At 37.0% G+C, this 22,600-nt stretch carries 17 protein-coding genes; 2 read left to right on the top strand and 15 right to left on the bottom strand.

Annotation, left to right across the window (positions count from 1 at the left end):
- Positions 1–12: 12 nt before the first annotated feature.
- The 3 genes from ACEN2H_RS02595 to ACEN2H_RS02585 all read right to left on the bottom strand — a co-directional run bounded on the left by ACEN2H_RS02595 (position 13) and on the right by ACEN2H_RS02585 (position 2,932).
- The gene (locus ACEN2H_RS02595; RefSeq protein ID WP_441730107.1) at positions 13–1,035 is read right to left on the bottom strand and encodes an aldo/keto reductase; all 1,023 of its coding nucleotides are present in this window, start codon (positions 1,033–1,035) and stop codon (positions 13–15) included.
- A 152-nt stretch (positions 1,036–1,187) separates the two neighbouring features.
- Positions 1,188–2,129 (bottom strand): OmpA family protein, encoded by a 942-nt coding sequence (locus tag ACEN2H_RS02590; RefSeq protein ID WP_441730105.1) that lies wholly within the window; start codon positions 2,127–2,129, stop codon positions 1,188–1,190.
- Between the two features lie 38 nt (positions 2,130–2,167).
- On the bottom strand, positions 2,168–2,932 hold the full coding sequence (locus ACEN2H_RS02585; protein WP_441730103.1) for an exodeoxyribonuclease III: 765 nt from the start codon (positions 2,930–2,932) through the stop codon (positions 2,168–2,170).
- Positions 2,933–3,068: 136 nt separating this feature from the next.
- Here ACEN2H_RS02585 and ACEN2H_RS02580 point away from each other — a divergent pair, with 136 nt between their 5' ends.
- Complete coding sequence (locus tag ACEN2H_RS02580; protein WP_441730101.1) at positions 3,069–4,871, top strand: GNAT family N-acyltransferase; 1,803 nt, start codon at positions 3,069–3,071, stop codon at positions 4,869–4,871.
- 64 nt (positions 4,872–4,935) lie between these two features.
- Here ACEN2H_RS02580 and ACEN2H_RS02575 read toward each other — a convergent pair whose 3' ends face one another.
- The 12 genes from ACEN2H_RS02575 to ACEN2H_RS02520 all read right to left on the bottom strand — a co-directional run bounded on the left by ACEN2H_RS02575 (position 4,936) and on the right by ACEN2H_RS02520 (position 19,596).
- Positions 4,936–5,217 carry a TM2 domain-containing protein gene (locus ACEN2H_RS02575; protein WP_441730099.1) on the bottom strand — a complete coding sequence of 94 codons (282 nt, stop codon included), beginning with the start codon at positions 5,215–5,217 and terminating at the stop codon, positions 4,936–4,938.
- A gap of 295 nt (positions 5,218–5,512) precedes the next feature.
- On the bottom strand, positions 5,513–6,493 hold the full coding sequence (locus ACEN2H_RS02570) for a 2-hydroxyacid dehydrogenase (RefSeq protein ID WP_441730097.1): 981 nt from the start codon (positions 6,491–6,493) through the stop codon (positions 5,513–5,515).
- A gap of 224 nt (positions 6,494–6,717) precedes the next feature.
- Entirely contained in the window at positions 6,718–7,494 is a 777-nt protein-coding gene (gene proC, locus ACEN2H_RS02565) for a pyrroline-5-carboxylate reductase (protein ID WP_441730096.1), read from the bottom strand.
- Positions 7,495–7,592: 98 nt separating this feature from the next.
- The gene (mgtE, locus tag ACEN2H_RS02560; RefSeq protein WP_441730094.1) at positions 7,593–8,945 is read right to left on the bottom strand and encodes a magnesium transporter; all 1,353 of its coding nucleotides are present in this window, start codon (positions 8,943–8,945) and stop codon (positions 7,593–7,595) included.
- Positions 8,935–9,714, bottom strand: a complete 780-nt coding sequence (gene rsmA / locus ACEN2H_RS02555) for a 16S rRNA (adenine(1518)-N(6)/adenine(1519)-N(6))-dimethyltransferase RsmA (RefSeq protein ID WP_441730092.1) — start codon at positions 9,712–9,714, stop codon at positions 8,935–8,937. The genes mgtE and rsmA overlap by 11 nt, the downstream gene beginning before the upstream one ends.
- 159 nt (positions 9,715–9,873) lie before the next feature.
- Entirely contained in the window at positions 9,874–10,185 is a 312-nt protein-coding gene (locus ACEN2H_RS02550; RefSeq protein WP_441730090.1) for a DUF4286 family protein, read from the bottom strand.
- 64 nt (positions 10,186–10,249) lie between these two features.
- Complete coding sequence (locus ACEN2H_RS02545) at positions 10,250–12,028, bottom strand: tetratricopeptide repeat protein (protein WP_441730088.1); 1,779 nt, start codon at positions 12,026–12,028, stop codon at positions 10,250–10,252.
- Positions 12,029–12,145: 117 nt separating this feature from the next.
- A complete protein-coding gene (serS, locus tag ACEN2H_RS02540; RefSeq protein ID WP_441730086.1) occupies positions 12,146–13,417 on the bottom strand; it encodes a serine--tRNA ligase in 1,272 nt (423 codons plus the stop codon).
- Positions 13,418–13,637: 220 nt separating this feature from the next.
- Positions 13,638–14,177, bottom strand: a complete 540-nt coding sequence (locus ACEN2H_RS02535) for a DMP19 family protein (RefSeq protein WP_441730084.1) — start codon at positions 14,175–14,177, stop codon at positions 13,638–13,640.
- Between the two features lie 69 nt (positions 14,178–14,246).
- On the bottom strand, positions 14,247–14,417 hold the full coding sequence (locus ACEN2H_RS02530) for a hypothetical protein (RefSeq protein ID WP_441730082.1): 171 nt from the start codon (positions 14,415–14,417) through the stop codon (positions 14,247–14,249).
- Positions 14,418–14,806: 389 nt separating this feature from the next.
- Complete coding sequence (locus tag ACEN2H_RS02525; RefSeq protein ID WP_441730080.1) at positions 14,807–18,943, bottom strand: hypothetical protein; 4,137 nt, start codon at positions 18,941–18,943, stop codon at positions 14,807–14,809.
- A gap of 29 nt (positions 18,944–18,972) precedes the next feature.
- Entirely contained in the window at positions 18,973–19,596 is a 624-nt protein-coding gene (locus ACEN2H_RS02520; RefSeq protein WP_441730079.1) for a T9SS type A sorting domain-containing protein, read from the bottom strand.
- 876 nt (positions 19,597–20,472) lie between these two features.
- Here ACEN2H_RS02520 and metG point away from each other — a divergent pair.
- The gene (gene metG, locus ACEN2H_RS02515; RefSeq protein ID WP_441730077.1) at positions 20,473–22,530 is read left to right on the top strand and encodes a methionine--tRNA ligase; all 2,058 of its coding nucleotides are present in this window, start codon (positions 20,473–20,475) and stop codon (positions 22,528–22,530) included.
- The last annotated feature ends 70 nt before the right edge of the window (positions 22,531–22,600 follow it).

Here is a 22,600-nt window from a genome sequence, read left to right as displayed (position 1 = left end):
TTCTAAAATTGTTTAGCAAATGTTTAGCAAAAACCTTGTAAGCACCTTTAAACAGGTAATTAAAGTGACCACGATGGTATCTATATTTTCTTTTAATTGTTCCATGGTTGTGGCTCCAATTATCGTGCTAGTCAAGAATGCCTGTTGCTCGATAAATGCCAATGACAACTCCGTCAATGTTAATCCGTTTTTATGTGCAATTTCTTGATACAAGCGAGTTGCTTCCGCGCACTGCTCACTATTGTATCTGGCCATTTGCGGAAAAAGATTAAGGCGGGAATTGGGATGACTTTCACCCGATAAAAATTTACCCGACAAAATACCAAAAGCCATTGGAGAATAAGCCAATAGACCCACGTTTTCTCTCATACAAACCTCAGAAGAACCGTTTTCAAAAAGTCTGTTCAACAAAGAATATGGGTTTTGAACCGTCTTAATCCTAGGCAAATGGTTGTATTTACTTTCTTCCAGAAAACGCATCAGTCCCCAAGGCGTTTCATTAGAAAGTCCAATATGCTTGATCTTTCCCTCTCTTATAAAGCCTCCTAAAGTGTCTAAAACAGAATGAATGTTGTCTTCCCACGCGTCCTCTTGTATCTTAAATCCTCGTTGTCCAAAACAGTTAGTTTTACGCTCTGGCCAATGTAATTGATACAAATCGATATACTCCGTTTGTAAACGTTGCAAACTATTGTCTAAGGCATATTTAATACTAGCCGGTGAAAAATCATTTTTCTCCCGCATATAACTGAAGTTCGGGTTGGGTCCCGCAATTTTTGAAGCCAAAACCACTTCTTCCCTTTTTCCTGTTTTTTTAAACCAGGTTCCAATGATTTTTTCAGTGCTACCATAAGTCTCCTCCCGGGCAGGAACTGAATACATCTCGGCGGTATCAAAAAAATTAACGCCTTGTTCTAGCGCATAATCCATTTGTGCATGACCATCTGCTTCTGTGTTTTGTTGTCCAAAAGTCATTGTTCCAAGACAAATTTTGCTGACTTTTATATCGGTATTGGGTAAACTAGTATATTTCATTTATGTGTTTTTCTATAGATAAGTATACAAATGTAGATTTTATTAGTCGTGTCCGAGATCACATTAACAGATATTTTCGAAACGCTCCCGGTACTAAAAAAGGCTCAAAGTAAAAACTCTGAACCTTTCTCTCTTTCAGCCTAGACTTCTTTTTAATTTATCTCATTTAACATCTCAGCTATTTCGTCCAACCTTGGTGTAAGAATAATTTCGATTCTACGATTTTTAGCTTTCCCTTCTGGAGTAGCATTACTTGTCAAAGGAGAGAATTCTCCTCTACCTGCAGCGGTAAGATTTTGTTTGTTGATGGCAGCATTTTCACTCAAAATAGCAACAATTGCAGTGGCTCTTTTGGTTGATAAATCCCAGTTATTGGCAATTGGCCCTGAACTTGAAAAACCATCATCATCTGTATGTCCTTCAATCAAAACTGAAATGTCTGGATTATCACCTAAAACTTTTCCTAGTTCAACTACGGCTTTTTTTCCCTCATCACCTACTGAATAGCTACCAGAATTGAAAAGCAATTTGTTTTCCATAGACACGTATACTTTCCCGTTTTTTTGTTCTACTGTCAATCCTTTTCCTTCAAAACTATTTAAGGCTTTAGAAAGTGTTTCCTTTAACTTTTTCATTGTTGCTTCTTTGGCAGCAATCAAGGATTCCATTTCTTGCAATCTTTGAGCACTTTTGTTCAAGCGCTCTTGTTCAATCGCCAATGCTTTTCCTTTAGCATCTAATTGAGAAAGCAAATCACGGTTTTTGCTCATGTTAAGTTGCAAAGCCTCATTGCTGTTTTTCTCCAATGCTTTATAAGAATCATTAAGTACATCCATTTTGTTACTTAAAGCACCATAATCAGCAAGCCATTTGTCACGTTCCAGTTTCAAGTTAGCGAAATCATTTTTTAATACGTCCTGATCCAATTCTAATTGATTTTTGGCTTTCATAAGTTCCGAGTTTTCGTCGGCTAAACTTCTGTTTTCCTTTTTTAGATCAGTGTATTTGTTTTCTAAGTCAGTGTATATTTTCTTGGACACACAAGAAGTCGAAAGTACCATAATCAGTAATCCTAGAGCGATTTTCTTTATCATTTTTATAATTTAAGATTGGGTTATTATCTATTTTAACTTTATTCTACTTCTACTAAAACGGGACAATGGTCAGAATGTTTTGCTTCGGGCAATATAAGTGCTCTTTTTATCCGGTCTCTCAACGGTTCGCTGACTAAGCAATAGTCAATACGCCATCCTTTGTTGTTAGCTCTAGCGGTAGGGACGCGCATCGTCCACCAGCTGTAATTGTCTGGCTCCTTGTTCAAAAAACGAAAACTATCGATGAAGCCATTTTTTAGAAAATCATCAAGCCAAGCTCTTTCCTTAGGTAAAAACCCCGAGACATTTTTAGTCCGAATAGGATCATGTATATCAATCGCTTCGTGACAAATGTTATAATCTCCGCAGATTACTAAATTAGGAATCGTTGCTTTTAATTCCGTAATATAGTTCTGGAAATCATCCATAAACATGTATTTATGATCCAGTCTTTCGCTATTAGTACCCGAAGGTAAATAAAGACTCATAACCGACATCTCATCAAAATCCACACGGATATTCCGGCCTTCAAAATCCATATGAGGAATTCCTGTCCCAAAGACGACATCATTAGGTTTCCTTTTGGACAAAATGGCTACACCGCTGTATCCCTTTTTAGTTGCAGGAAACCAGTAGTGATATGGATATCCGGCCAATTCGAAATCTAATAATGGAAGTTGATCTGGAGAAGCTTTGATTTCTTGGAGGCAAATTACATCAGGGTCTGCTTGTTGCAACCAGTTGATGAATCCTTTTGAAATTGCAGAACGAATTCCGTTAACATTGTAAGAGATAATTCTCATTGTTGTACTTTTTTGGTCACCAAAAGTACTAAAAATTAAAAAGGATATACTGCAAAAGCAACAAAATCCGTAGGGCAATAGCCAGATAGTGGAGTTTTTTTCTATCTTTGATTTTCGTTCAATAAACAATAAGGAAATGGGTTTAGTTACCGCCAAAGAAGTTGCAAAAGCAATAAATGCTGAAAAATATGGGGTTTTCGGAACTTTCTCCGGTTGGCTTTTAATGAAGATTTTAAAAATATCTAAGCTCAATAAATTTTACGATAGCAATAAACATCTAGAAGACATTGAGTTCCTAAATGCAATATTAGACGATCTTGATATCAAATTTGAAATTCCGCAAGAAGATTTCAAACGCCTACCTAAAGATGGCGCCTATATCACCATCTCTAACCATCCGCTGGGAGGAATAGACGGTGTTTTATTGTTGAAGTTAATGCTGGAAAAAGAGCCTAACTTTAAAATAATCGCTAATTTTTTGTTGCATAGAATTAAACCTCTCCAGAAATACATTATGCCTGTAAATCCTTTTGAACATCTTAAGGAAGCTAAATCAAGCGTTATAGGAATCAAGGAAACCTTACGTCACTTGAGTGATGGAAAACCTCTTGGGATGTTTCCAGCAGGAGAAGTTTCCAGCTATAAAGACGGAAAACTGATGGTAGACAAACCCTGGGAAGAAGGCGCCATTAAAGTAATTAGAAAAGCACAGGTCCCTGTTATTCCCATTTATTTTCATGCTAAAAACAGTTGGCTGTTTTATTTTCTTTCTAAAATTAGCGGCACCTTCCGTACAGCAAAATTACCTTCGGAAGTTTTTAGCCAAAAACGTCGTGTAATAAAAGTACGTATCGGCAGACCCATTTCTGTAGCCGAACAAAATGAATATAAAACTATCGAAGCCTATTCGGAATTCCTGAGAAAAAAGACCTATATCCTGGCTAATCCATACAACAAAGAAAGTAAGTTACTGACGCCTCCAACTTTAAAAATCCCCAGAAGTCCAAAAGAAATAGCAAATCCGGCTAATGGCGAAAAAATGATTGCGGAAGTTGATAACTTAAGGAATACGGATTGCAGACTTTTGCAAAGCAAAAACTATGAGGTGTTTTTTGCTGAGGCTAATACAATTCCAAACATTCTCCATGAAATAGGTCGCTTGCGTGAAATTACATTTAGGGAAGTGGGAGAAGGAACTAATCAGTCTATTGATCTCGACAAATATGATCAATACTACCACCATCTTTTTTTATGGGATGAGAATGCAAAGCAAATCGCTGGAGCTTATCGAATGGGATTAGGTTCTGAAATTTTTCCTAAATATGGAATTGAAGGATTCTACTTGAATGAACTTTTTCGTTTTGAACCTGAATTAGACGACATGATGGACAAGTCCATTGAAATGGGTAGAGCATTTATCATCAAGGAGTACCAGCAAAAACCAATGCCACTTTTCTTACTTTGGAAAGGGATTATTCATACGACTTTACGTTTCCCAGAACACAAATTTCTTCTTGGCGGGGTAAGTATTAGCAATCAATTCTCAAATTTTTCGAAATCTTTGATGATTGAATTCATGAAATCAAATTATTACGATCCGTATATAGCACAGTACGTTCACCCCAAGAAAGCTTACAAAGTCAAGCTAAAGGATGCCGACAAAGATTTTATCTTTAATGAAACCGAGGCCGACTTAAATAAATTTGATAAAATTATAGACGAACTTGAACCTGGTGTTTTGCGTTTGCCGGTATTGATAAAAAAATACATCAAGCAAAATGCAAGGGTGGTTGCTTTTAATGTGGACCCCTTGTTCAATAATGCGGTGGACGGCTTGATGTACATTAGGATTGCAGATATTCCTGAAAGCACCATGAAACCGGTTATGGAAGAGTTTCAAGCAGAACTAGAGCGAAAATTAACAGAAAAAGAAGGTTAAATAAATAGCTGTTTTACAAAATATCACATAAAAAAGTCTCGACAATGTCGAGACTTTTTTATGTCTAAAACCATGCTTTTTTATTAGCCTGATAGGTTTGATAAAATTCCTCGTTCGATTTTGTAAGGTATATGATTCCTTCAATAAGTCCAAGTAAACCCGTGACAGTACCCCATGTGAAAAGACTGATCACTAACCATATTATGCCTTCTTTGGTATACCCCAAAAGGAATTTATGTACTCCAAAAGGCGCCAAAAGTATTGCCAACAGACCCGCTGCCCATTTTTTATTGTCTTCTTGAGGGGGTTGCGGGTTATTCCAGTGTTCGTATTTGGTGTTTTCCATCGTGTATTTATAATTTGAACGGTTTTCAATACTAAATTTACGAAAATTTATTTGAAAGCCGAATCTATAGCTACCAAAGTTCATTTTCATCACCTTCGAAATCTAAAGTTCAGAGCAGTCTCTTATGATTAAAATGGGGGGTTTTGAAGTTAGAGTTACTTCTTTACTTTTTAATCGATCCTGCAGCTTCTCTAAGTCATCAACCCTAATATTTCATTTGAAATGCCTTTCGCTGGGCAGGCAATTTTTGGGCTTCTTTAAATAAAAAAAACCCGCCCACATCAGCTATTCTGTCTTATAACTCCGCCTTAAGAGTTTGTCCAAAATACTTTAATTTTATCTTATCAACTATAACTTTCGCCAGTCGCTCATGACTCTCGAAAGTCCAACCGGCCACATGCGGAGTCAAAATTACATTTGGAGCTTCTAGTAAATACTGGAATGCTTCTGGGGTTTTATCTTCTTGAAAAAGGGTTTCAAAAGACAATTTCTCATATTCCAATACGTCTAGGCCAGCACCAAGAATTTTTCCAGACTGCATAGCGGCCACTAAATCTGTCGTTACTATGTTTTTCCCTCGAGAGGTATTGAAAATCCAAAAAGACTTGGCAAAACCATCTATAAATACCGCATCTACCATTTTATTGGTTTGGGGCGTCCACGGAATGTGCAAACTCAATACATCGGCTTTTAGTTGCAGTTCTTTTAGTGAAACCTGCTTTGCATTGGCATCCCCCACATTTTCCAGAATATCATAACACAAGACCTCAACATCAAAACCGCGCAGTTTCTTGGCAAAAGCTTTCCCCATATTTCCATATCCTATAATCCCAACCGTTTTACCTTCAAGTTCATGACCACGATTGCTTTCGCGATTCCAATGTCCCGAGCGAATTTCTTTATCTGCAGTATTCAGTTTATTAAAAAGCAACAAAATCATTCCTAGTGTATGCTCAGCAACTGCATTCCTGTTTCCTTCGGGCGCGGCTATCAATTCGACGTTTTTTGATATCGCATACTCACAGTCAATACTTTCCAGACCGGCTCCTACTCGTGCTATAAATTGCAAGTTAGTGGCTTTGTCCAAGAATGCCTTGTCGATTTTGAAGCGGCTACGGATTACGATTCCTTGATAGTCCTCGATTTTCGCCTCAATCTCTTCCTTGGAAGAAGTGAAATCTTCGTGGTTCGTAAAACCTAATGTTTGCAATCCTCCCCATAAAATAGGGTTATTACTATCGATATGAAGTATTTTAATGCTTTCTGGTTTCAACATTTTTTTCTTAATTTAATATTGCTCAAAGTTACAAATTTGATTTGGAAACAAGACTCCCCTTAATGATGAAAGCAATTCCTCAACCCATTGCGCGGTTGCAGCTGTTCGCGTAGTCGAAATCAATCTCCGCAATATAACAGAGAGCTCTCCGCCAATAAAAAAAGGGTCTTATCAACCTGATGCTGATAAGACCCTTTGTTAATGAAGGCAAGTCAAGATTTAGCTTACCCCTTAATTTGTTTCAATGAAGTTTTAATTCCGCGTATCAAAGACGAACTGAATCCGTGCATTTCCATTTCGTTCAATCCCGCAATCGTACAACCTTGTGGTGTGGTAACACGATCAATCAATTGTTCTGGATGTACCTGTTCTTCCATGATCATTTCGGCAGCTCCTTTTACAGTTTGTGCAGAAATTGCCAATGCTGTTTTCCAGTCAAAGCCTATTTCGATTCCTGCTTGCATCGAAGCGCGAATATAACGCAAGGCAAAAGCGGTTCCTGAGGCAGCAAGAACAGTAGCTGCATCCATCAATTTCTCGTCTATAATCGGCGCTGTTCCCAAATCTTCGAAAAGTGCGACTACATATTGCGCTTTCTCTTTGTCCTTTTCATGGAAAGCGATGCAGGTTGCCGATGCGCCAAATTGTGATGCGATATTAGGCATGATTCGAATGGCACTATTCGAAGCCCCTATCTTGTTTTGCAAATTCTCTATTGACAATCCACTCACGGCTGACGCTAAAACCTTGTTATTAATTTGTGGTAAAATTTCCGCCAAAACAATATCTACCTGATAAGGCTTTATGGTAAGGATAATGATATCTGCCTCCTGAATTCCGTCTGTATTATCAGAAGAAACAGTGACACCCAATTCCTCCAAATAAAGAATACTTGCCGTATTTCTTCTAGTAATTGTAATTTGATTTCCTTGCGAAAATTTTAATATCCCTTTTGCGATTGCAACGCCTAAGTTTCCCCCTCCGATTATATGTATTTTCATTATGGTTGTGGTTTTCCTTTCCTTGACCGGTTACAAATACGAAGTAAACGCTACGGAAAGTGTTAAGTGGTTATAGTTTTTTGGTTGTTTAGTTAGTCTTAAAATCCTAGAATCATTTTTGCTATAGAAAAATAAATTAAAATTCCGCAAATATCATTGCTTGTAGTTATAAACGGGCCGGTCGCCAATGCGGGATCAATGCCAAATTTATCAAGTAATAATGGTATAAATGTACCTATAAGAGAAGCGATAATAATTACTGAAACTAATGCGCTAGTGATAACAACCCCAATTATCGGTGGTTCATCCAAAAGGAAATAACTTCCCAAAAACAGAATGATTGCCAGAATACCACCGTTTAACAAACTCAAAGACACCTCTTTTACGAGGCGGTTAAACAAGGAGCCGCTCAATGTATTATTAGCTATACCCTGAACTATTATTGCCGATGACTGCACTCCTACATTTCCCGCCATAGCAGCGATTAAAGGAGTGAAAAAGAATAAATTTCCGTGTTCAGCCATAGCCCCTTCAAATAAACCCAATACGCGAACGGTAATAAAACCACCCAAAAGTGCTAAAACTAACCATGGTAAGCGTGCTTTGGACAATTCTAAAATACTATCATCTGCTTCTACATCATTTGAGATACCCGCAGCCAACTGATAATCTTTGTCCGCTTCATCCCTAATAACATCTATAATATCATCAATGGTGATACGACCTACTAATCGTCCCATAGCATCGACCACTGGAATAGCCTCTAGGTCATATTTTTGCATAATCCTAGCAACCTCAACATCTTCAGCATCAACATTAACCGAGGTCACTTTTTTAATATAAATTTCGGCAATCGGTGTTTTGGTCGACGTAGTCAGCAAGTCTTTAAGTGATAACCTCCCTTTTAACCTGTTTTCATCATCAACAACGTAAATGGAATGTACACGTGATACGTTTTCCGCCTGAGCACGCATTTCCTTTACACAAGTAAGCACACTCCAATTTTCATTAACTTTCACGAGTTCCTTTCCCATCAAACCACCGGCAGTATCCTCGTCATAACGCAAAAGATCAATAATATCCTTTGCATGCTCTAAATCGTCCAGCTCAGAGATTACCTCTTCTTTTTTGGACTGCGAAAGCTCCGCGATGATATCAGCGGCATCATCCGTGTTTAACTCATCCAGTTCTTCGGCAATCTCTTTGGCAGAAAGTCTTTTTAAGATATTCTCCCGTAAATCATCCTCCAGTTCCAGAAGGATTTCCGAAGTTTTTTCGGAATCTAATACTTTAAAAATATAGGTTGCCTCATCAAAATCAAGCTCGTCCAAAATCTCGGCGATATCAGCATGGTGCAAATCGCTAAGAAGGCGAGATAATTCCTGGTCTTTCTTATTAACAATGTGTTGCTCTAACTCGAGTATCAGGTCTTTGCTGATTTTAAATTCCATCGGCTTCTATTTTTTGAGTAAGTTCTATAAACTGTGCTACATCCAGCTGCTCTGGACGAAGGTCAAAGATAGGATCTTCTCTTAAACTATCTGACAGGTTTAATGTCTTTAAACTGTTACGCATAGTTTTTCTTCGTTGTTGAAATGCTGTTTTTACCACTGTGAAAAATAACTTTTCGCCGCAAGGCAAACTATAATCCGCTTTCCTGCGCAAACGTAAAACACCCGATTTTACCTTTGGTGGCGGAATAAAAACAGTTTCATCAACAGTGAACAAATATTCTGCATCATAAAATGCCTGCACTAAAACGGATAATATTCCGTAAGCTTTTGTTCCTTTTTTTTCACAGATTCGTTGCGCCACTTCTTTCTGAAACATCCCCGCAAATTCGGGAATCTGGTTGCGATATTCCAATGCTCTAAAAACGATCTGGGTCGAAATATTATAAGGAAAGTTCCCGATGATCGCAAATTGCTTTCCTTCGAAAGTTTCATTAATATCATACCTAAGGAAATCCTTAGATATAATTCTATCTTTTAACTTGGCATAATTCTCTTCCAGATACGTCACTGATTCTGTATCAATTTCAATAACATAAGTATTGACAGGTTTATCTAACAAATATTTTGTCAAAACACCCATTCCCGGACCTATCTCTAATAAATCTTCATATCCTTCCAGGTTCAGAGTATCCGCGATGTCCTTAGCGATACTTTCGTCCTTCAAGAAATGCTGCCCAAGATGTTTTTTGGCTTTTACTTTTTCCATTTTTTATGTTTAAAGTTTAAAGTTCCAAGTTTAAAGTTTACCAACTCAAAACTTATTCTCTCTAGACTATTTTTAAGTTAGATGAGGCCACTCACTTCTTCTATCTGTATCTTATAATTACCTATTTGATGTACTAAACTGAATACTGTTTACTTTCCGCTAATGGTCTGAAATCAATTCCAACTCAGTACTGAAAGCGAGCATTTTATCTCCAAACAAGCTTGCTCCTTCTTCTCTAAATCTGGGTGCGTCTTCCAGATAGTATTTTTCTAGAGTTTCTTTGCTGTCAGTCGTGTACTGTGCCGAGTAGGTTACGCCGCCCATTTCTTCCTCGATCAAAACCCGAACCAATCGAGCAGAAGAAAACTTTCCAGTCGCTAAAATTTCTGGAATGTGCTTGTGTTGCATCCAAATCATCCATTGATCATGAACGCTTTCATGTATGTTTGTGGTAACGTTGTATATTATCATTTTTTCAATTGGGTTAAATCGGTTAATTGTTTAAACAGTTATTCGATTAGTATATTAAGGTGTTTTATAAATTTGTATCTCCTCTTAATTTTCTAAAACTCTTTCTAGCTTCTACGAAATAAATACTATCCTGATGATCAAAAATTATCTTTTCGTATAGTGGTTTGGCTTTTTCAGCTGCTGCCAGTTTTTTATTAAAAATTTCTGCCGAAAAAAACAAAGCTTCATCAATATAAATTCCGGCACTGTGATGCTGTATTATTTCTTGATATTGGCTTAAAGCCAAATTATAATCTCCCGTTTTTTCATAAATTTTCCCAAGTCGCAATAATGTTACCGACTCTATCTCCTGTCCTTTATACTTCTCTAAAACAGATTGAAACTGCGTGATGGCTTCCTTGTTTCTATTTTGGTACAATAGGTAGTCTCCCTTGGCGAATTCCTTCAATGCCGTTTGTGTCGAATCGGCGACAGTATTGTCATTTATCAAAAGAAAGTACTCCAAAGCGTCGTTAGCAATCAATTGCGTATTGGCAGATTTCAATTCCTTGAACTGCTTCAGTGCCCAAACGAAATCGGTTTTAAAATAACTAGTTTTAGCCGCTTTCAAACTCGCTTCATGAGCGACCTCATCATTTTTCAAATTCGTCTCTATTTGAGAATAATAAAGCAATGCCTGATTAAATTTTTCTTCGAAAAGTAAAATATCCGCCAATTCCATTTTTGCCTGCGCTACTTGATAATCGTTCAGTTGTAGGTCGAGCGTTTTCTTTATAATTGCTTTTCCTTTTTCTGGATCCTTCAAATTAAACGCCACAAAATGTGCTTGAATTAATTGCAAAGGTAAGCTAAAAGGACTTATTTCATATTCCGTAAGTAAACTGGACAGTTCCGCATTTATAGCAACAAAATCTTTGTCTTGCGCCTTGTCTATTTTCATTTTGATCAAATAAGTCTGCGCTTGAATAAGCAGCCCTATATCCTTAGTGTTCTCTATCACAAATCCCAAAATTTCTTTGGCAATATCCTCATCTCCTTCCTCTATGGATAAGTTTGCTAGGTTCACAATATTAGAAAGTGATTCCGGGTTGCGCTTGTAAATGGCTTTTTCCTGAATAAAGGCCTTAGAAAACTCTTTTTGTTGAACGTAGAACCAACTTAAGTAATGGTTCCAGAAAAGATCTTGATTTTTTTGAACTCGGATAATTAATGCTTTTCGCATCGCCTCATTAAAATTAGCATCGCTATCTTCTGACATGAAACGGGACAATTGATTCTGGATCAGTATTGAGTTTTGGGGATTTGCGAAAGCTTCGTCAAGAAAAGTAGAAATCATCATATCCGGATTTCCTAATTGCCCGTAAAGCAGACCTTTTTGGAAATTAAAATTAAGATTAGGCTGTACATCTGTTGCAGTTTGATATGATCTCAATGCCCTTTCTAGCAATACTTTTTTCTCAAATGAAGCGGCTATTCCATAAACTTCATTCGGATTTTTTTTGATTCTTTCTATAGCCTTGTCGTAATAAATTAAGGCCTCATCCTCTTTTTTTTGCAATTGGAAGTTATACCCCAACTCGACCAAAACGTTCCCTTGATTGTATTTGTCTAAGCGAGACTGTATTGCTTTTTCGGCAACATCGTATTGTTCTAATTGCTGGTAACAATCTATCGTTCTCAGAAAATATTGCATGTTTTGAGGAACGCTTACTAGTAATTCCTCAAAACCAATTTTCGCTTTTTCAAAATCGCCTTTGTCATAATAATATTCCGCCAATTGCTCGTTTTGAGAAAAACAAACTAATGAAAAAAACAGAGTGATATTTAGAAAGAGTTTTTTCATTATTAATTGCCGTTTGTGTCTTCAAATATCTATTTATTGACCATATAAGTCATGTAAGCTTTAGCACAGCTTAATTTTAGGAACCTGCAAACTTACATGGCTTATATGTTTAATTTTTTAATCTATAATATCAAATCCGCAATATGGACGCAAAACTTCAGGTATTACGATTCCATCCGCAGTTTGGTAATTCTCAAGAATTCCTGCTAAAACCCTTGGCAAAGCCAAAGAACTTCCGTTCAAGGTGTGTGCCAATTGGTTTTTACCATCCTTGTCTTTGAAACGCAATTTCAACCGATTTGCTTGAAAGGTTTCGAAGTTTGAAACTGAAGATATCTCTAACCAACGGTCTTGTGCCGTAGAAAAAACTTCAAAATCATAGGTCAATGCCGATGTAAAGCCCATATCGCCTCCACAAAGACGCAATATTCTATAGGGCAACTTCAACTCGTTTAGAATTTCTTTTATATGTTCTACCATTGCGTCCAAAGCTTTATAAGAGTTGTCTGGGTGCTCCACACGCACAATTTCCACTTTGTCAAATTGGTGTAAACGGTTCAGTCCACGTACATGTGCACCGTAAGAACCTGCTTCACGTCGGAAACAGGGTGTGTAAGCAGTAGTTAAAACCGGCAATTCATTTTCGGAAAGGATTACGTCCCTGAACATATTGGTTACAGGAACCTCAGCCGTAGGGATTAAGTATAAATCATCCGCAGCATCATGATACATTTGGCCTTCTTTGTCCGGCAATTGTCCTGTTCCATAAGCAGACGCTTCATTTACTACATGGGGAACCTGAACTTCATTGTAACCAGCAGCTGTATTTTTATCTAAAAAATAGTTAATCAAAGCGCGTTGTAAACGTGCTCCTTTTCCTTTATAAACTGGAAATCCTGCACCCGCGATTTTTACTCCCAATTCGAAATCAATGATATCGTATTTTTTTACTAATTCCCAATGCGGTTGTGCACCTTCATGCAAAACGGGAATAGCACCTTCTTCAAACACATTTATGTTTTCCTCTGGAGTTTTTCCTTCTGGAACAATATCAGCTGGAAGATTGGGTAATGTATATAGTTTTTCTAAAAGTTCTTGAGCAATAACGTCCGCTATTTCAGCTAAACCTTTACTTTTCTCTTTTAATGAAACTGTTTTTTCTTTAAGTATCGCGGCTTTTGATTTCTCTCCGGCTTTCATCATTTCGCCAATATCTTTGGATAACTTATTAGATTCAGATAAAATACCGTCTAACTCGACTTGAGTAGCACGACGTCTTTCGTCCAGTTTTACAACCTCTTCAACAACACTGGTGGCATCCATATTCCTTTTTGCCAAAGCGTGGATTACTTTTTCCTGATTCTCTCTAATAAATGCGATTTGTAACATAGCTTGATTTTTATAACTCTACTTATATATTAATGGAAGCAAATTTAATGAAATGTTTGGTAGAAAAGGGACAAAAGTTCACCCAAAAGTCTAAAGTCAAAACTCATAAAGTCAAAGGCTCAGTGACAACTTAATTTTACCAGCACTTTAGTCAGGTTTAATGGATGCTGAAAAAACAATTGAATTCAGTGTGAAACAATTTTAAGACTTTTGACTTGGCCTATGCCCTTTTGATCTCGTGTCCAACAAACTCTTCCAAAACGGCAAACATATCGTCTACTGTAAGCACTTCAAAATCGGGATGTGATTTTAAAAAATTAGCATTCAAGACCACTAAATTTTCTTCGATTGAGGCAAAGGATTGTGCATTAAGGACATCTCTTGTTGGATTTACGCCTTCTAGCTTTCCTTTCAGGAATTTATTCAATTTTACGCTGCTCATCAAGCTGACTTTTTTGCATTGTTGTTGGAATAATTCCAAATGCTTTTCGGCACTAACCAAAGCCAAAGCTTCTTCCACTAATTCATTTAGTTCTTTATCCCAACGTGAATTGTATACAAATTGAGCGAAATTTCCCTCGGTACATTGCGCTGTATAATAATCCAAATAATAGCTCATTATTGCGTCTTCGTGAATTAAATCGTCATCAACTCCCTCCTCGCGCATCAAGTTAATTACCGAAATGTTAGAATGGATTACGTCCTGCGGATTGTCGCTATTCATTGCTGTTTCTGAAATGATTATTTTACCGAATTCCATTTGATTTTGTTTTAAAGAGTTTGCTGCAAATTTCAGTTAAATTAAAACAGAAACGAAACACAATATAATTTATCTATCACCAGATTCACTACTATTTCTTTTCGCATTCATTTTTGTAACTAGTACTTTCAAACGCAATGCTTTTTCTTTTTTTTCTTCTTGAAGCTTAGTCTTTTTCTGATTTAGCAATTTGATATGTAAAGCCTTATTTTTAGTGTTTTTTTCCGGTCCCTTTGCCATGATTTACGGTCTTAATTAAATCCGTTACAAATGTAAAAAAAGCCTCCCTAAAAAAGTAATGCTACGCTCAACATTTTAGCAATTACATCAAACTAACCTCAATGATAATTTGTGTTTTGTTTAAATAATCATACTGTTTAGCACGATTCTCTTGCACCGATTACTTCACTTAATTTCTATTTTTAGCGGAGTTCAGTGATTATAAATATATACGGCTTGATACGCCAATTCCTTCGATATCAGTCCCAAAAGAATTTACCTTGCGCAAAGGAAAATATTGGGAACCATACTGGAAAATTCAGATACAAAGTTGTAATAGCAATAATTTACTAAATTTAATACTGTTCTTTAAACGGAACTTATTAAAAAACAAGACAATAACATGTTTGTTACCAGGTTATTGTCTTTAAAACAGTATAAGGTATACTGCTACCCACATAACCAGTTTTACTTTGAACAGCACTATTCAATGCTGCAGCTGCACTTGTTCCAAATCCAATGGTAATAGCAGTTATATTACAATTCCAGCCAGACATAGGATAGACATATCGAATGACAGCAGCGTATCGAAGAAAGCTAGTTTTATAAGTGAAAGTTGCAGTTGATCCGTATTGGGTTTTTAGGGAATTTACGGCAAGTATTTGTTCGGCTGCCAGGTTTTTCGAGTAGATAACTTTTGTATAATACCCTTTTGACATACTTGTACAATCATTGGCTCCTTTAGCGTGAGCAACATAAGTAAGCAACATATCGCCTCCTCCCGCGTTCACGCTCTGCGTGATAAATGTAATTTGATTTCCGTAAGTTGTGCCGGAAGCAGATATGGCATAGGCACGGACGTAATACCTGGTGCCGGAAATTAAACCGGTAATATTTCCACTAAAATTACCCAATCCGGAGCCCAAAGTAACTTTGGAGTTATTCGTAGTAGGATTTTGGCTGGTAGAAATACAGACTCCTCGCACACTTACTGTTGATGAGCCAGATACAGTTCCTCCTAGGGAAGCCGTATTAGTGGTAATAGCGGTAGCGATATTGGTGGTAACGCTTAATGCTGGGTTTGGATTTGGATTCGAATCTTCAATGATAACCGGATTGGTTGGGTTAGTTACTGTGGGAGCATCATGTCCCCAGGAGCGTTCATTTCCGTAATAGGTAATTCCACTGCTACCAGTAACATAAGCCCGGAAATAATAATGAATCCCATATTCTATAGGTCTTGCAATACTCTCGATTGTCCCAGTTGCTGTTCCATCCATCGTGTGGCAATCAGTAATTGTTGGACTATGAGTCGTTTTCCAGCAAACACCCCGCGCTACGATGGTTTCTGAACCGAGTTTGGTTACAATGCAGCTTAGACCATATATGTTATTTCCGCTGACTCCCGAATTTCCTGTATTGATCCAAAAAGGTGGCGCTGCAGGAGTGGTAAACGTAATCTGGTTGCTATAGATAATTTCACCCGTTTTTATCGTAATAAATGACCTTAAATAATAGACCGATGAATACGCTAAACTTTGCGGAGTATCGATTGATGAAACCGGGATCCTAATAGGAAAAGATCTAAAAATATTTACATTTGACCAAGACGAAACAGGTATACTTACATTACTGTTGTTCGCAATTGTAGGATTGGGTGTTTTACTCCAACAATAACCATAAGTACTTAAACCGTCTACAAGTGGTGTAGCTGAGCCGTCTATCATCCCTCCAGAAACAACATCATAATTATTTGCTCCATAGAGAGTTGTAAAAGTAGGCTCAAGTGTTTTTATTGAATACTCGGTAATTTCGTTCGGCAAGGTAGTGAACGACATTTCATTACCATAAATCGGGTCCCCATAATCATATTCGCTTCCAGGTATAGCATAGGCTCGGACATAATACTTAGTACCAGGCTTTAATCCCTTAAAAGTTATCATATAGTCAAAATCACCTTTGCTATTTATGATATCTGCTACAATCCCACTAATATCTGGGTTTTGTGTCGTATTTATACAAACGCCGAGTTTTGCAAAAGATAGATTGGTAGCTTTTGCACCCACAAAGACTGATGTACTATTTATTTTATCCACAAATGTTGTTATTACGACAGGAGTTTCGGGAATCACTTTTTTTACTGTAGTAAAATAAACCTGGTTGCCATAATTGGTTGATCCAGTTGTAGCAGTGGCATAGGCCCGAACATAATAGGTAGTAAAAGCATCCAAACCTGTTAAGTCACCCTGTATATTCGGTAGCCCCCCAGCATAGGAAACTGTTTTACTGTCGGCAATGGTTGGATTTGGTGCTTTACTCCAGCAAAGACCACTTTTGCTGATAGGAGTCGTGCCAGTTACAGTAGCTCTACAAAAGCCTAAATAATCTGTAATCAAGGAAACCTTTTCTGTGATAAGTATAAGGTCTGACGGGGGGGGCTGAGAAGTAGTAAAAGAAACCTCGTTACCATAAATAGTAATACCTGTATTGGTTATACAATATGCACGCACATAATAAATTGTACTGCCATTTAAACTTGTTAGGGAACTAATAAATGAACCTACACCCGTTCCATCCGTAGTTTTATTGTTAGCAATAGTTGGGTTCGGTAAATTACTCCAACAAACTCCCCTTGAAGTAACCGAAGTCCCAACGGTTAAAATTGCAATATTACCACCCGTACTTGCTGAAACTGCCGTAGGTGCAGACATAGCGGTAGTAGTAATCGTTAAAGGACTGGGTGGGATGAATGATATCTGGTTTCCGTAAACGGTGGCAGCTGAATCTGTGATGGCATAGACACGCATATAATAGGTGCTCCCAGGGTTTAATCCCGTTATCGTGCTAGTAAATAAGCCAATCCCACTACCATCCATTGTTTTGTAATCGGAAACGGTTGGATTTTGACTCGTACTCCAGCACAAGCCGCGTTCAGTAATAGAACCAAAGCCCGTTGTAGTAATATTGCCGCTGGCACTTGTACTGGTAGCAGTAAGATTTGCCACATTATTTGTAGTAATAACTACATTTAAAGGCTGAGCAGTGGTGAAATTATTTTCATTACCGTAAATGGTTTTTCCTGAAGCAATCGTAGCATAAGCACGTACATAATATTTTGTAACCGCATTCAAACCGGTTAAAGCGGTGGTAAAAATACCCATCCCGTTGCCATCGGTGGATTTACTATTGGCTATTGTAGGATTTGGATTGATACTCCAGCAGACTCCCCGTGAATTAACCACCATCGTTCCACCAGTCAGGTCAGCGATCGTTCCACCTGAAATAGCAGAAGAGGTGGTAATTGCAGAAATCGCAGTGGATGTAACTGTTACACCTTCTAATGAAGTAAAACTAAGTACATTTCCATATGAAGTTTTACCAGTACCTGAAGTGGCATAAGCCCTTACAAAATAAGTAGTCCCAGCAATTAGACCCGATAAAGAACTGACGAAATTTCCGATACCCGTACCATTCGAGGTTTTACTATCTGTGATCGTTGGTAAGGGAGCAGTACTCCAGCAAATTCCGCGCGCTGCAACTGTTCCGGTTCCGGTTATATGTATGTTTCCGCCCGAATTTGCAGTAGTAACTGAAACCGCTGAAACTGTAGTAGTTTGAATACTGAATGTATAACTAGGAGAAGTTTCAAAAGTAGTTTGTTCGCCATAATAGGTGATACCATTGCTAGCTGTAACATATGCTTTCAGGTAATATATTTTTTCTGATATTAAATTGGCTAAAGAACTCGAATAAGTTCCAGCCCCGATACCATCTGTAGTTTTACTATCGGCTATGGTTGGATTCTGGCTGGTATTCCAGCAAACTCCTTTAGCAAGAACTGTTTCTGTTCCATTCAGTGTAATATTACCACCTGCTGTAGCTGTAAAAGCCGTAATATTAGATGCATTAACTGTTGATATTGTTACTGATGGTAGAGTTGTTACTGTTATTTCATTGCTATATATTACTATTCCACCATCGGTAATGGTATAGGAACGTATATAATAAGTTGTGTTTTCTGTAAGCCCTGAAATGATGCTATTAAACGTGCTTATACCAATACCATCTGATGTTTTGCTATCATTAATTTTCGGATTATTTGATTTACTCCAGCACATACCTCTTGCAGCAACTTTTGCATCCCCTCCTAATCTACTTATTTGCCCATCCAAATTAACAACGGAAGCATTAAATGAACTAACAACAGGTGTATTAACTACAAGTCCTGTATCCGTACTTATGGTAATCGCTTTAATAATAGAATAAATTGGGTCGCAAGCTTCTTCCGTTACTATAGCTCTAAATTGAGTGTTAACAAGAGGTTTTACCCACATATTATTTATTGTTCCGCCAGCTATATCTACCCAAGTAGTTCCATTAACAGATTCCTGCCATTTTATAGCTCCCCTATAGGAATTCGTAACAGAGAGTTGAACAGAATCACCTTTATAAATAGTTTGACCAGTTACAATATTGGAAGAGTAGATTGTTTGTAAAACCAATAAAATTAGAATCCAATTGTTTTTCTTTAAGTATGTTTTTTTCATAATACAGTTAAAAAAGAAAATTAGTATGATTATTGTATCATTATCGATTTAAAAATGTTTAGCTCGTCGCCAGACAACCTTAAGAAATACAGTCCCGTGGATTTAGAAGGCAGGTTGATGGACTTATTCCATTTATTCCAGTACTCAGAAACGCTTTCCGAATAAATTAACATACCGATAGCATTAAATACTTCAATCAGAACAGCACCTTCACCTAAACTTTTTTCAGATGTTATTATGAAGCTGCCATTATTGGGATTGGGGAAAATCTGAAGATTTTTTTCATCTTCCACATCCTCTATTCCAAGCGAATTAATTGAAATGACTATCGAGGAGGTTTTATTGCATTTTTTACCATCACTCAAGGTAAGCGTATAAGTTGTTGTTTGTGAGGGACTTGCTATAGGATTTGCAATAGTTGTTTGACTTAAGCCTTCAGCTGGAGCCCATAAATAAGTATAAATACCTGAACCACCAGAGGCTGTAGGAGTACCTCCTAATATGGTTTGGCTACCTTGTGAAATAGTTTTATCTGATCCCGCATTAGCAACTAAAGGAGGAGACTGATTAATTGTGAATTGTAATGTGATTTGTGCTTTTAACGGACAAAATCCTAAGCAAATAACCACTATAAACAAATAAAAATCTCTCATAAGTTAAAATAATATTAATAAAAAGATTTGCAAGACTCTGTACCTGAAAAAAAAATAATTTCGAAATATATTATATTTTTCTTTCTTTTCCTATTTTTAACCTTATTTTTTGAAATTGACTGAGTTCCGTTTATTAGTTTTAGATTGAAACTATATACTACCAACGTTGCTACTATATGTTAAATAATTCTTAAACAGGTGGATGTAAATAAACATTTTGATTTATGATATTATTTATTGGTCCTCCAGAGATGAATTTTTTGCTAAATTGAGCAGGATTAAAGCATCGATACTTGAAAAGATCTTGTTTTAAACCTCTCAAAAGTGTCCATAATTTCCTTAGATTAAGAACTAATCATATAGTTTAGAAAAAAGTATTTCTCTTGTTTTTCTTCAATTTCCATTCTATCATTTTTATTTTATACAGTTCTTTTAACATTACTTTATTCTCAAGAGTTTAAAAAAAACTACCCAAGTAATTTCAGTTTTGTTACTAGTATTACTATTCTGATGCGTTTTTTACCACTATTTCACACCGGTTTTGTTCCGGTTTTGTTTAAAAAAATACTTTTTCAGTTTCGAACTCTATGTTATCGAGCATCACATTATTAAATTCTTTTATCTCTCGTTCATTTATAATTTCAAACTTAAATACTCTATCAATTTATAAACTTAGCAAAGATGTGAGTCTAGATAAAAGTGGAAATCTTTTTACTTTTTCTTTAAAAAGTAAAAGATTAGTTCACCACGCTCTTATTCACAGCGGAGTTCAGTGAATATATTTACACCGGATAGCAGGACATAGAAGATTCAGCGAAGCTAAATAGCCCCAAATAAAATTCTATTGCTTATTTTTGCATCCAATAAAATTGAATCATGATACAGAATCCAAAAAGATATACGATTACAGCAGCATTACCTTATACGAACGGACCAATTCACATTGGCCATTTGGCTGGTGTTTATGTGCCTTCAGATATTTATTCTCGTTACCTGAGATTGCAGGGAAAAGACGTTTTGTTTGTTTGCGGAAGCGACGAGCACGGTGTTGCTATTTCCATGAAAGCCAAAAAAGAAGGCATAACGCCTCAGGAAGTAATTGATAAATATGATGGCATTATTCGTAAATCATTTTCTGATTTTGGAATTTCATTTGATAATTATTCAAGAACTTCGGCTAAAATACATCACGATACAGCTTCGGAATTCTTTACGACATTATACGAGAAAGGTGATTTTATAGAACAAATTACCGAACAATTGTATGATGCCAAAGCGGATCAGTTCTTGGCAGATCGTTTTGTTATAGGAACTTGCCCAAAATGTGGTAATGAAGAAGCCTATGGTGATCAATGTGAACAATGTGGCTCTACACTTAACGCTACAGATTTAATCAATCCAAAATCGACCATTACGGGAGAAACTCCTATTATGAAATCGACTAAGCACTGGTTTTTGCCATTGGACCGTTATGAAGAATTTTTGAAAGCATGGATTCTCGTGGGGCATAAAAACGACTGGAAACCCAATGTTTACGGACAGGTTAAATCGTGGATTGACGGAGGACTAGAGCCTCGCGCGGTGACTCGCGACCTAGATTGGGGAATTGATGTTCCGGTTGAAGGTGCCGAAGGAAAAAAATTATATGTATGGTTTGACGCACCAATAGGCTATATCTCATCTTCCAAAGAATGGGCTTTACGCGAAGGAAAAGACTGGGAACCCTATTGGAAAAAGAAGGATACAAAACTGGTTCACTTTATCGGGAAAGACAATATAGTTTTCCATTGCATCATATTTCCTGCGATGTTGAAAGCTGAAGGAAGTTATATTTTGCCAGACAACGTTCCTGCAAATGAGTTCCTAAACTTAGAAGGAAATAAATTGTCGACTTCAAAAAACTGGGCGGTTTGGTTGCACGAATATTTGGAAGAATTTCCAAACCAACAAGATGTTTTGCGTTATGCCTTGACTTCTAACGCACCAGAAACTAAAGATAATGATTTTACTTGGAAAGATTTTCAGGCTAGAAACAACAATGAATTGGTTGCGATTTACGGGAATTTCATTAACCGCGTAGTGGTTTTAACCAATAAATACTACAATGGAATCGTCCCTCAACCAAATGAACTTTCAGAAGTGGACGAAGCTACTTTAACGGAATTGAAAGCATATCCTGCCGTAATTTCTAGCTCTATTGAAAGATATAGGTTCAGGGAAGCTTTGGGTGAGATGATGAACGTAGCTCGTTTGGGAAATAAATATTTGGCCGACGAAGAGCCTTGGAAAATGATAAAAACCGCCGAAAGTCGTGTGCAAACACAGATGTATGTTGCCTTGCAAATCGCTGCTGCTTTGAGTTCACTTTGTGAACCTTTCTTACCATTTACATCGACTAAACTATCTCGTATTCTAAAAATTGAAGACAAAATTGATTGGAACACTGTTTCAACTAATTCTGATTTGATTTCTGCAGGACACCAAATAGGCGAAGCAGAATTGCTTTTTGCCAAAATCGAAGACGAAGAAATTCAGAAACAAATAGACAAATTAGAAGCTACAAAAACAGCGAATAAAGCGGAAAATAAAATAGTAGAACCACAAAAAGAAGCCATTCAGTTTGATGATTTCTCTAAAATGGATTTACGTGTAGGAACGATAATAGAAGCATCGAAAATGCCGAAAGCAAACAAACTGTTGATTTTAAAAGTGGATACTGGAATCGACGTCCGCACCATCGTTTCAGGAATTGCCGAGAGTTTTAAACCGGAAGATATTGTAGGTAAAAAAGTTACGGTATTGGTAAACTTAGCTCCAAGAAATCTTCGTGGCGTCGAAAGTCAAGGAATGATTTTGATGACCACCAGTGCCGAAGGGAAATTGGTTTTTGTGAACCCAGACGCAGAAGTTACGAATGGTGAGACTATAAATTAATTATATTCCTGAAGTGAATTAAATGTCAAAAAATCTATTTAGAAAATAAATATTTTTTTTGACATTTTTA

The organism is Flavobacterium sp. W22_SRS_FP1 (assembly GCF_052113685.1).
GTDB lineage: Bacteria > Bacteroidota > Bacteroidia > Flavobacteriales > Flavobacteriaceae > Flavobacterium.
The sequence above is the reverse complement of the archived record's forward strand: the minus strand, read 5'-3'. Positions and strand labels throughout refer to the sequence as shown.

Coding starts and splice junctions, on each gene's coding strand:
- ACEN2H_RS02595 (WP_441730107.1), bottom strand. CDS start 1,035: ATGAAATATACTAGTTTACCCAATACCGATATAAAAGTCAGCAAAATT.
- ACEN2H_RS02590 (WP_441730105.1), bottom strand. CDS start 2,129: ATGATAAAGAAAATCGCTCTAGGATTACTGATTATGGTACTTTCGACT.
- ACEN2H_RS02585 (WP_441730103.1), bottom strand. CDS start 2,932: ATGAGAATTATCTCTTACAATGTTAACGGAATTCGTTCTGCAATTTCA.
- ACEN2H_RS02580 (WP_441730101.1), top strand. CDS start 3,069: ATGGGTTTAGTTACCGCCAAAGAAGTTGCAAAAGCAATAAATGCTGAA.
- ACEN2H_RS02575 (WP_441730099.1), bottom strand. CDS start 5,217: ATGGAAAACACCAAATACGAACACTGGAATAACCCGCAACCCCCTCAA.
- ACEN2H_RS02570 (WP_441730097.1), bottom strand. CDS start 6,493: ATGTTGAAACCAGAAAGCATTAAAATACTTCATATCGATAGTAATAAC.
- proC (WP_441730096.1), bottom strand. CDS start 7,494: ATGAAAATACATATAATCGGAGGGGGAAACTTAGGCGTTGCAATCGCA.
- mgtE (WP_441730094.1), bottom strand. CDS start 8,945: ATGGAATTTAAAATCAGCAAAGACCTGATACTCGAGTTAGAGCAACAC.
- rsmA (WP_441730092.1), bottom strand. CDS start 9,714: ATGGAAAAAGTAAAAGCCAAAAAACATCTTGGGCAGCATTTCTTGAAG.
- ACEN2H_RS02550 (WP_441730090.1), bottom strand. CDS start 10,185: ATGATAATATACAACGTTACCACAAACATACATGAAAGCGTTCATGAT.
- ACEN2H_RS02545 (WP_441730088.1), bottom strand. CDS start 12,028: ATGAAAAAACTCTTTCTAAATATCACTCTGTTTTTTTCATTAGTTTGT.
- serS (WP_441730086.1), bottom strand. CDS start 13,417: ATGTTACAAATCGCATTTATTAGAGAGAATCAGGAAAAAGTAATCCAC.
- ACEN2H_RS02535 (WP_441730084.1), bottom strand. CDS start 14,177: ATGGAATTCGGTAAAATAATCATTTCAGAAACAGCAATGAATAGCGAC.
- ACEN2H_RS02530 (WP_441730082.1), bottom strand. CDS start 14,417: ATGGCAAAGGGACCGGAAAAAAACACTAAAAATAAGGCTTTACATATC.
- ACEN2H_RS02525 (WP_441730080.1), bottom strand. CDS start 18,943: ATGAAAAAAACATACTTAAAGAAAAACAATTGGATTCTAATTTTATTG.
- ACEN2H_RS02520 (WP_441730079.1), bottom strand. CDS start 19,596: ATGAGAGATTTTTATTTGTTTATAGTGGTTATTTGCTTAGGATTTTGT.
- metG (WP_441730077.1), top strand. CDS start 20,473: ATGATACAGAATCCAAAAAGATATACGATTACAGCAGCATTACCTTAT.